The sequence below is a fragment of the Streptomyces sp. 8L genome (genome assembly GCF_020176795.1).
Lineage (GTDB): Bacteria > Actinomycetota > Actinomycetes > Streptomycetales > Streptomycetaceae > Streptomyces.
The window spans coordinates 1-6,181 of sequence record NZ_JAIUKE010000586.1 but is presented as its reverse complement, the minus strand read 5'-3'; the positions used below and the strand labels follow the sequence as shown (position 1 = coordinate 6,181).

Genomic DNA, 6,181 nt, shown 5'->3' with positions numbered 1-6,181 from the left:
GGGCCCGCCGGGGGCACGCTGGGAGACTGGAGGGGCCGCACCACGCGGCGAGGGCGGACACCGCAGTGCCCAGCCACCGCAGCGCCCAGACACCACAGCAGTGAAGAAAGACGATGGAAGACACGAAATCACCGGCGGACTCCACCGTCACGCTCGCGCACATCATGTCCGCCCACGACACCAACCTGTACGGGACCGTGCACGGTGGCGTCGTGATGAAGCTCGTGGACGACGCCGCGGGCGCCGCCGCGGCCCGGCACGCGGGCTGCCCCGCGGTCACCGCGTCCGTGGACGGGATGAACTTCATCGCGCCCGCAAGGGTCGGCGATCTCCTCACGGTGAGCGCGCAGGTCGAGCACGCGGGCCGGACGTCGATGGACGTCGGGGTGCGCGTCACCGCCGAGCGCTGGAACACGTCGGGGCCCGGCACCGAAGTGGTGACCGCGCACCTCACCTTCGTGGCCGTGGACGCCGACGGCACCCCGCACGCCGTGCCGGCCCTGGTCCCGAAGACGCCGGAGGAGCAGGAGCGGCACGCGCGGGCCGTCGAGCGCCGGACCCAGCGGGCGTCGGCGCGCAGGACCCGCGGCGCCTGAGGGCACGGCGGTACGTGCGTGCCCGCGCGTACCGCGGTGGCGGCGCGGGGCCCGTTTCGGGGCCGGTGCGCCGGAAGCGGTCCGTCCGGCGGGCACGGCGTCGGGCTCCGGCCATCTGGTGGGATACCTCTTGACGCCTCCGGTGGGCCGACAGAGACTCGTGCTACGACTCCGGTGAACGGGCGGGTGGGCATGAGGCTTTCAGGGGTGCGGACGCGCCGCGCGGCCACGACCGCCGCCGTTCCGGCGCTTCCCCTGCTGACCTCGCGTCGCCACATCGACCTGCTGCGCGTGTGCAGCGCCGCCGGCCCCTCCGTCTGACACGGCCGGGCCGGGCGCCACCCGCACCACCCGTCCCGCTCGTGTCCTGTGAGCGCTCCGCCGCACCGCCACCCCAGGACCGCAGGGAGACGCATGTCCGCCACCGTGAACGCTTTTTCCGGATTTCTCGGCGTTGCCTCCGCCATGCCGGCATCCGTCCCGCCGCCGGCCGCGGGGCCCGGGTACGCCGCACCCCCGATGCGCGGGAGGATCGGCACCGACGCGCGCTACGGGCACTACGCGGTTCCGCGCCGCTACCGCCTCTACCTGTCCGCCACCTGTCCGCACTGTCTGCGGATCTCGGTGACCCACTCCCTGCTCGACCTCGGCGAGACCCTGCCGGTGACCCTGCTGCCGGCCCTGCCCGACCGGCCCGACGGCGGGTACGCGGTCCTGGACGGCTTGTACGAGGCCAGCTCCCACCAGCACCCCGGCCCGTCCGCCGCCCCCGTCCTGAGCGACACCTGGGCGGGCCGCGTCGTCAGCACGTACGCCCCGGAGATCGTGCGGGACCTCGCGGCCCGCTTCGGCGAGGGGCACCGGCCGTTGCGGCCGTGCGCGTCGGCCGCGGAGATCGACGCGCTGGCGCGGCTGTGCGACCGCGGCATCGAGGCGGCGGCCGTCCGGGCGGGCGGCCCCGACCGGGACCCGGCCGCGGCGAGGTCGCTGCTGAAGGCGCTGAGCCATCTCGAACACCTCCTCGGGCGGGGGCGGTTCCTCGTCGGCGACGGCCTCACCACGGCGGACGTGCACACCTGGGTCACCCTGGTGGCGCTCGACACCGTGCACCTGCCCCATCTGGACGCGCCGCTGGCCGAGCGGGTCGCGGACCATCCCCGCCTCTGGGCGTACGCGCGGCGGCTGGCCGCGGAGCCGGCCTTCGGCGGCGCCCCCGACCTGGACGGCATGGCCCGCAGGTACCACGCGTCCTGCGCCTGCCGGACCCAACTCCCGTCCCGCGCGCCGCTGATCGCGCGGTCGGCGTACGCGGCGCAGGCGGCCCGCACCGAGGCGGCCCGCCCGCACTGAGCACACGCCCGTGCCGCCGCCTACTCGGCCTCCCACAGCGTGGTGGGGGCCTCGCGGCGCACGACCGGCGCGATCTCCTCGGCGAAGCGCTGGAGTTGCTCGCGCTGGGCGGGCAGCCCGAGGCCGAAGCCGTCGACCGTGACGGACTGGAGGTCATGCCCGTACGCCTCCCGGTAGCCGAGGATCTTGTCGATCACCTGCTGGGGGCTGCCGATGAGCTGGGGCCCGTCCTGCACGGCCTCCTCCACGGTGCGAAACGGTGTGTTGTACCCGGCACGGCCCGCCAGGTGGGGCTTGAAGTTCTGCCGTACCCGCGCCTCGTACAGCGGGCCGTACTCCGCTTTCGCGCGCTGTGTGGTGTCCGCGATGTACAGGCCGCCCGAGCCGGCCGCGACATACGCGCGCGCCGGGTCGTGGCCGTACTCCGCGAACTTCTCCCGGTAGTGGCGGATCAGGCGCGCGTACGCCTCGCGCGGCTGGATGGCGTTGGCGGTGAACAGCGGATCGCCGTGCCGGGCGGCCAGTTCGGGCGAGTTGAGGCTCGTGGCGGAGCCGTGCCAGACGCGGGGCGGCCCGTCGTAGGGGCGGGGCACGGTGGTCACGCCCTTCAACGCGGGCCGGAACCGGCCTTCCCAGTCGACGTGTTCCTCCCGCCACAGGCGGCGCAGGAGTTCGTATTTCTCCTCCTGGTACTCCCACTGGAGCGCCTCGTCGAGGCCGAACAGGGCGAAGTGGCCGGCTTCCGCGCCTTTTCCGATGACGAGTTCGAGGCGGCCCCGGGAGAGCTGGTCGAGGGTCGCGTAGTCCTCCGCTACGCGCACCGGGTCCAGGATCGCGACCACCGTGACACCGGTCAGCAGCCGGATTCGGCTGGTACGGGCGGCCAGTGCGCCGAGGATCACGGTCGGGCTCGAGGAGAGGAACGCGCCCGCGTGCCGCTCCCCCACCGCGAAGGAGTCGAAGCCGAGGCGCTCCGCCTCCGTACCGAGTGCCACCACATCGGCCAACCGGGCCGCGGGCGACTGGAGTTCGCCGGTGAGGGGGTGGGGCGCGTGGCTGATGATGGACAGGACGGAGAACTTCATGTGCGGCTCCGGAGGCGGCTGGAGAGGACAGAGCTGGGCCGGGGCCCGGGCGCGGGCCCCGGTGGGCGGCGCCTGCGGCCGGGCCCTGCGGCGCGCGGACACCACGCGGCGCCGGGGCCCGGCCGGTCACAGCACCTTGGAGAGGAACTCCCTGGTGCGCGCGTGCCGGGGCCGGTCAAGCACCTCCGACGGGGGACCCTGTTCGACGACGACCCCGGCGTCCATGAAGACGACGGTGTCGGCGACCTCCCGGGCGAACCCGATCTCGTGGGTGACGACGATCATCGTGGTGCCGCCGCGTGCCAGGTCCTTGATGACGTCGAGCACCTCACCGACCAGTTCGGGGTCGAGCGCGGACGTCGGCTCGTCGAAGAGGATCACCTTCGGTTCGAGCGCGAGGGCGCGCGCGATGGCGACGCGCTGCTGCTGGCCGCCGGAGAGCTGGCGCGGGTAGACGTCCGCCTTGTCGGCGAGCCCGACGCGCTCCAGCAGCCGGTGCGCCTGCGCCACGGCCTCGCGGCGGGGCCTGCGCAGCGCGGCGACGGGCGCCTCGACGATGTTCTCCACCACCGTCAGGTGCGGGAAGAGGTGGAAGTTCTGGAAGACGAAGCCGATCTGCCGCCGCTGCCTGCGCACGTCACGCTCGGGCAGTTCGTGCAGGGCTCCGCCGGAGCGCCGGTAGCCGATCAACTCGCCGTCCACGCTGACGTGTCCGCGATCCACCCGCTCCAGGTGGTTGATGGTCCGCAGCAGCGTGGACTTGCCCGACCCGGAGGGCCCGAGGACGACGGTGACGCCGCCCTCGGGCACCTTCAGGTCGACGCCGCGCAGCACGTCGAGCGACCCGAACCGCTTGTGCACGCGGTGCACGTCGACCATCAGGGCCGGGGGCGCGGTGGCGGACGCCTGGTCCGCGGTGGTGGGTGCCATCTCCGCCGCCTACTCCGCCGCCGCCGGGTGCTGGGGCTTCAGTTCCGGCGGGCTGATCCGTGACGTGGTGATGGCGGAGTCCCGCACGCCCCACTTGGCCAGGATCTTGGCGTATGTCCCGTCGGCGATGAGCTCGTTGACGGCCGCCTGGAGGGGCTTCGCGAGCGGGGAGCCCTTCTTGAGCGCGAAGCCGACGTCGAGCCGCTGGAACTCGTTCAGGAACTTCACCCCCGCGGCGGGCTGCGACGCCTCGTAGCGCAGGCCGTTGATGGTCGACATGGTGATGTCGATGCGGCCCTGCTGGAGGCTGGTGAGCGCGGCGCCGTTGTCGGAGTAGACCTTCACCTGGTACGGCTTCTTCCCGGCCCTGGCGCACTGCGCCTTCTGGGAGTTGAGCGTGGCCTCGAAGGTGGTTCCGGCGCCGACGCCGATGTTCTTGCCGCAGAGCTGGACCAGGCTGGTGATCCGCTTGAAGCCGGTGTTGTCCTTGGCCACGGCGAAGCCCTGGCCGTCGTTGATGTAGGTGACGAAGTCGATCGTCTTGCGGCGCTCGTCGGTGACACCGAAGTTGCCGGTGCCGATGTCGTACTTGCCACTGCCGAGTGCGGGCAGGATCGCGTCGAAGCTCGCCTCCTGCCGCTCCAGCCGGACGCCGAGCACCTTGGCCGCCGCGTCGGCGATGTCGATGTCGAGGCCCGCGGGCTTCTTGGTGGAGGCGTTCGGGAAGTACGCGGAGGGCGGTGCGCCGACGGACGAGGCGATGCGCAGCGTGCCGCGCGCCCGTACGGCCGCGGGCAGCAGCTTCGTCAGGCCGGGCTTCTTGGCGACGGCGGCGAGCACGTCGGCGGTGGGCGCGGGCGAGGCGGCGCCCGCACCGGCGGGTCCGCCGCCCGAGCCGGCCGGGCCGTCGCCGCAGGCCGCCAGCGCGGGCAGCATGAGGGCCGCGACGCCGGCGAGGACGACGGCCCGCGGCCGGAAGGAGGGGCGCGCGGTGCGCGGGCGCGGAGCGCGCATCAGCCGGCCACCGCCTGGGTCTCGGGTCCCCTGGCCCGGCCTTCGGCGTCGCGCTTGGCGACCTCCCCGCGGACCAGCGGGATGACGTACCTGCCGAAGTCGATGGCGTCGCCCAGCAGGTCGTAGCCGCGCGCGGAGAGGATGTCGACACCGAGGTCGTAGTAGTCGAGGAGCGCCTGTGCCACGGTCTCGGGGGTGCCGACGAGGGCGTTGGAGTTGCCTGCCCCGCCGGTGGCGGCGGCCGTCGGGGTCCACAGCGCGCGGTCGAAGCGCTCGCCGGACTCGGCGATGGCGAGCAGCCGCCGCGACCCGGTGTTCTCGGGTGCGCCGGTGCGGTAGCGGCGGGCCGTTGCCGCGTCGCCGCCCGCCCGGCGCTCCTTGATCGCCGCGACTGTGCGGTGTGCCTTCTCCCAGGCGAGTTCCTCGGTGGGGGCGATGATCGGCCGGAAGGCGACCTGGATGCGCGGCGGGGTGGTGCGGCCCGCCGCGCGGGCGGCGGCCCGTACCGACTCGATCTGCTCGGCCGTCTTCGCCAGCGGCTCGCCCCAGAGGCAGTAGATGTCGGCCTCGGCGCCGCCCGCGGCGAGCGCGGCGGGCGAGGAGCCGCCGAACGAGACGCCGGGGCGCGGCTGCTGGACGGGGAAGACGTCGCTGACGAAGTCGTGGAAGCTGTAGTGCTCGCCCTCGTGGTCGAACGCCTCGTGCGTGGTCCAGATCTTCTTGACGACGCTGATGTACTCGCGGGTGCGGCTGTAGCGCTCGTCCTTGGTGAGGGTGTCGCCCTCGCGGCCCTGCTCGTGGTCGTTGCCGCCGGTGATGAAGTGGACGGTGAGACGCCCGTCGCTGATCTGGTCCAGGGTGGCGAAGGTCTTCGCCGCGAAGGTGGGGTACGAGACGTTCGGCCGGTGCGCGAGGAGGATCTGGAGGGTGTCCAGACGGCTCGCGATGTACGCGGCGGCGGGGGCGGGGGCGGGCGGGCCCGAGCCGTACGCGAACAGGACCCGGTCCCATCCGTGGTCCTCGTGGGCGCGGGCGAGCCGCAGCGTGTAGTCCTTGTCGAAGGCGGGGCCCGTGCGGGCGTCCGTCTCCGAACCGTTGTTGGTCGCGGCGATGCCGAGGAACTCGACGGGCATGAGGGGCCTTTCGCGGGAGGGCGCTCCGTGCTGGGGCGCGGAGGGCCGGCCGGCGCGCGGCGGGCCGCGGCGG

7 protein-coding genes are annotated in these 6,181 nt (G+C 73.7%); 3 read left to right on the top strand and 4 right to left on the bottom strand.

Features of this window, described 5'->3' with window-relative positions; genetic code table 11:
- The first annotated feature begins 113 nt into the window (after positions 1–113).
- The 3 genes from LCE31_RS35030 to LCE31_RS35025 all read left to right on the top strand — a co-directional run bounded on the left by LCE31_RS35030 (position 114) and on the right by LCE31_RS35025 (position 1,946).
- Positions 114–596, top strand: a complete 483-nt coding sequence (locus tag LCE31_RS35030; RefSeq protein WP_225021760.1) for an acyl-CoA thioesterase — start codon at positions 114–116, stop codon at positions 594–596.
- Positions 597–803: 207 nt separating this feature from the next.
- A complete protein-coding gene (locus LCE31_RS41390; protein ID WP_374118655.1) occupies positions 804–917 on the top strand; it encodes a putative leader peptide in 114 nt (37 codons plus the stop codon).
- Positions 918–1,010: 93 nt separating this feature from the next.
- Positions 1,011–1,946 (top strand): glutathione S-transferase C-terminal domain-containing protein, encoded by a 936-nt coding sequence (locus tag LCE31_RS35025; RefSeq protein WP_308042361.1) that lies wholly within the window; start codon positions 1,011–1,013, stop codon positions 1,944–1,946.
- A 20-nt stretch (positions 1,947–1,966) separates the two neighbouring features.
- Here LCE31_RS35025 and LCE31_RS35020 read toward each other — a convergent pair whose 3' ends face one another.
- The 4 genes from LCE31_RS35020 to LCE31_RS35005 form a co-directional block, all read right to left on the bottom strand.
- Complete coding sequence (locus LCE31_RS35020) at positions 1,967–3,031, bottom strand: LLM class flavin-dependent oxidoreductase (protein ID WP_225021758.1); 1,065 nt, start codon at positions 3,029–3,031, stop codon at positions 1,967–1,969.
- A 126-nt stretch (positions 3,032–3,157) separates the two neighbouring features.
- Positions 3,158–3,961, bottom strand: coding sequence for an amino acid ABC transporter ATP-binding protein (locus tag LCE31_RS35015; protein ID WP_308042360.1), 804 nt, complete (start codon positions 3,959–3,961; stop codon positions 3,158–3,160).
- Between the two features lie 9 nt (positions 3,962–3,970).
- Positions 3,971–4,975: an ABC transporter substrate-binding protein gene (locus LCE31_RS35010; protein ID WP_225021756.1), complete on the bottom strand. Its 1,005-nt coding sequence runs from the start codon at positions 4,973–4,975 to the stop codon at positions 3,971–3,973.
- Entirely contained in the window at positions 4,975–6,108 is a 1,134-nt protein-coding gene (locus tag LCE31_RS35005; protein ID WP_225021762.1) for an LLM class flavin-dependent oxidoreductase, read from the bottom strand. Before LCE31_RS35005 ends, LCE31_RS35010 begins: the two co-directional genes overlap by 1 nt.
- Positions 6,109–6,181: the final 73 nt, after the last annotated feature.

What these genes read in the sequence shown, in the direction of transcription:
- LCE31_RS35020 (WP_225021758.1), bottom strand. Translation starts at nt 3,031, where the DNA reads ATGAAGTTCTCCGTCCTGTCCATCATCAGCCACGCGCCCCACCCCCTC.
- LCE31_RS35030 (WP_225021760.1), top strand. Translation starts at nt 114, where the DNA reads ATGGAAGACACGAAATCACCGGCGGACTCCACCGTCACGCTCGCGCAC.
- LCE31_RS35025 (WP_308042361.1), top strand. Translation starts at nt 1,011, where the DNA reads ATGTCCGCCACCGTGAACGCTTTTTCCGGATTTCTCGGCGTTGCCTCC.
- LCE31_RS35010 (WP_225021756.1), bottom strand. Translation starts at nt 4,975, where the DNA reads ATGCGCGCTCCGCGCCCGCGCACCGCGCGCCCCTCCTTCCGGCCGCGG.
- LCE31_RS35015 (WP_308042360.1), bottom strand. Translation starts at nt 3,961, where the DNA reads ATGGCACCCACCACCGCGGACCAGGCGTCCGCCACCGCGCCCCCGGCC.
- LCE31_RS35005 (WP_225021762.1), bottom strand. Translation starts at nt 6,108, where the DNA reads ATGCCCGTCGAGTTCCTCGGCATCGCCGCGACCAACAACGGTTCGGAG.